General features: G+C 61.6%; 3 protein-coding genes. All 3 read right to left on the bottom strand.

Going from position 1 to position 2501, the window contains the following annotated elements:
• Positions 1 to 21 precede the first annotated feature (21 nt).
• Positions 22 to 1614: an IS66 family transposase gene (gene tnpC / locus RNA01_RS23025; RefSeq protein ID WP_147182417.1), complete on the bottom strand. Its 1593-nt coding sequence runs from the start codon at positions 1612 to 1614 to the stop codon at positions 22 to 24.
• A 75-nt stretch (positions 1615 to 1689) separates the two neighbouring features.
• A complete protein-coding gene (tnpB, locus tag RNA01_RS23020) occupies positions 1690 to 2034 on the bottom strand; it encodes an IS66 family insertion sequence element accessory protein TnpB (protein ID WP_011053349.1) in 345 nt (114 codons plus the stop codon).
• The gene (locus RNA01_RS23015) at positions 2031 to 2381 is read right to left on the bottom strand and encodes a transposase (protein ID WP_170253622.1); all 351 of its coding nucleotides are present in this window, start codon (positions 2379 to 2381) and stop codon (positions 2031 to 2033) included. Before RNA01_RS23015 ends, tnpB begins: the two co-directional genes overlap by 4 nt.
• Positions 2382 to 2501 lie beyond the last annotated feature (120 nt).

Below are 2501 nucleotides of genomic sequence, written 5' to 3'. Positions count from 1 at the left end.
TAAGCGGCAAGCCGAGACCGCTCAGCCCGTGTAGTTCCACGGCATGAGTGCCTCGAGATCGCTGCTGGGCCAGCCGTTGGCGATGCGCTCAAGGGTTTGGGTGAGCCAGGCCTGCGGATCGACGTTGTTCATCTTCGCCGTCTGAAGGAGCGTGGCGATGGTCGCCCACGTTCTGCCACCGCCATCGCTGCCAGCGAAGAGACTGTTCTTTCTCGTGATCGTCTGAGGTCTGATGGCGCGCTCAACGATGTTGCTGTCGAGCTCGATGCGGCCGTCGGTGAGGAAGCGCTCGAAGATGGATCGACGCGAGATGGCATAGCGGATCGCCTCGGCGAGCTTCGACTTGCCGGAGATCCGCGGCAGAGTCTTGTGCCAGAGGGCGAAGAGCTCTGTGACAACCACAGAAGATGTCGCCTGACGTGCCGCGACGCGCGCGTCAGGGCTTTGACCGCGGGCCGTTTCTTCCACCTGCCAGAGCTTCGTCATCAGCTCCACCGTCTCGGTGGCGATCCTAGAACTGTCCGAAGCGTGCAGCTCGTAGAACTTGCGCCTGCTGTGGGACCAGCAGCCAGCGAGCATCATGCCGTCATTGCCGCCGTCAGATCGGGCAAGCTTGTTGTAGGCACCATAACCGTCGACCTGCAGAATACCGCGATAGCCACTCAGATGCCGGGCGACCCGATCGCCAGCGCGGCTATCTTCGAAGCGATAGGCGACCATCGGTGGGCCACTGCCCCCGAAGGGTCTGTCATCCCGGGCATAAGCCCATAGCCAGGCCGTCTTGGCCGATCCGGATCCAGGTGCAAGGGTAGGCAATGTCGTCTCGTCCGCGAAGATGCGCTCCGCCTTCTTGATCTCGGCGAGGATGTAGTCGGCCAGGATATCGAGCTCGAAGCCGAGCTTGCCCATCCATTGAGCCATCAGCTTGCGGTCAAGCTCGACCTTGTCGCGGGCATAGATTGCCTCCTGCCGATAGAGCGGAAGGCCATCGGCATATTTCGAGACCGCGATCTGGGCGAGAAGCGCTTCCGTCGGAATGCCGCCCTCGATGATGTGCGCGGGCGAGGATGCCTGAATGACGCCGTCTTCGTTTTTGAAGGCATACTTCGGCCGGCGGGTGACGATGACGCGGAACTTCGCCGGCACGACGTCCAGCCGCTCCGAGACGTCTTCTCCGATCAGCACCTTCTGTTTGCCAGCGTGCTCGGGCAGTTCATCCGGTTCGATCACCACTTCGACGCGCTCCAGATGAGGTGCAAAGCCCTTGCGCGGCCGTGGCGGACGTTTGCCTTCGGGATGGGTCGCGCCCTTATTGACCTGGGCTCGGATCGCGGCGATGCCGGTCTCGATTTCCTCGAAGACAAACGCCTGCTGCTCATCATCGATGCCTGGAGGCCCGAGCTTTTCCGATCGCCGGCCGAAGCGGGCCCGATCGAAGGCTCTCAGGATCTGGGTCAGTCGCTCGATGCGTTCATCGGCATCGGCGTTTCTGGCCTTCAAATCTGCGACCTCGCTCTCGAGAGCATCGGCGCGCGCAGCCTTCTCGGCCATGGCAAGGACCATGGCTTTCAGGGTCTCTACATCATCAGGGAGCTGCAGATTGGGCGGCGTCATGAGGCCTACCAGAGCATATTGTGCTCTGGTTTTCCTGCCCTTTCAGGCGGTTGATTCACTTCGCCGCAGGCCTTTTTACCCAACAATCTCCGGCGGCTTCACCGCCACAGAGCGGACCCGTTTCCAGTCCATGCCATCAACGAGCGCCATGAGCTGGGCATGGTTGAGCTGCACCCGGTTATGGCCGATCCGTGGCCAGCAGAACTGCGCCTTCTCCAGCCGCTTCGAGTAGAGACAGACCCCCGATCCATCCCACCAGACGATCTTGACCCGGTCTGCCCGTTTCGCCCGGAAGACATAAAGCGAGCCATTGAACGGATCACTACCAGCATCGCGCACCAGCGACAGCAGGCTGTCGGGCCCCTTGCGGAAGTCGATGGGATGGCTGGCGAGGAAGACCTTTACACCTGCGGGGATCATGCCGCCTGCACCGCGCGGATCACACGCTGCAGATGCGCCTCGTCGACATGCCGGCCTGCCCGCACGACGATACCGCCAATGATGATTTCGACGACGGGGTCGGGGTCGGATACAACCCTCTGCGGATCCGCTGTCGCTGCTGCCTGTCCAGGCTCACCACTGCCCAACAGTTCTCTGCGCCAGCGATAGAGCTGAGACGGAAGTATCCCAATCTGCCGCGCGACTGCCGAGACGTTTACACCGGGCTGACAGGCTTGTTCGACCGCTGTGGCCTTGAACTCGTCAGACCAGAACCGCCGCAACTGTCGCGGCGAGCCGTCAAGACGATCGGGCACCGCCTCGATCATTCGCATCAATCCAAGGCTAGCCGCAGGCCTAGACATAGATCCTCACATTCAGAGAACTCGTATGCCCGAAATACCCTTCTCAGCATCAACCGCGCCAGATGGGGTCTCCTTGCCGCTTAC

Origin of the sequence: Paenirhizobium naphthalenivorans (assembly GCF_007992095.1) — a bacterium.
GTDB classification, from domain to species: Bacteria; Pseudomonadota; Alphaproteobacteria; order Rhizobiales; family Rhizobiaceae; genus Allorhizobium; species Allorhizobium naphthalenivorans.
Note: the sequence above shows the minus strand (reverse complement) of the source record. Positions and strands in the feature narration are given on the sequence as shown.

Excerpts from the sequence above, each read along its gene's own strand:
- tnpC (WP_147182417.1), bottom strand. The coding sequence starts at position 1,614 with ATGACGCCGCCCAATCTGCAGCTCCCTGATGATGTAGAGACCCTGAAA.
- tnpB (WP_011053349.1), bottom strand. The coding sequence starts at position 2,034 with ATGATCCCCGCAGGTGTAAAGGTCTTCCTCGCCAGCCATCCCATCGAC.
- RNA01_RS23015 (WP_170253622.1), bottom strand. The coding sequence starts at position 2,381 with ATGATCGAGGCGGTGCCCGATCGTCTTGACGGCTCGCCGCGACAGTTG.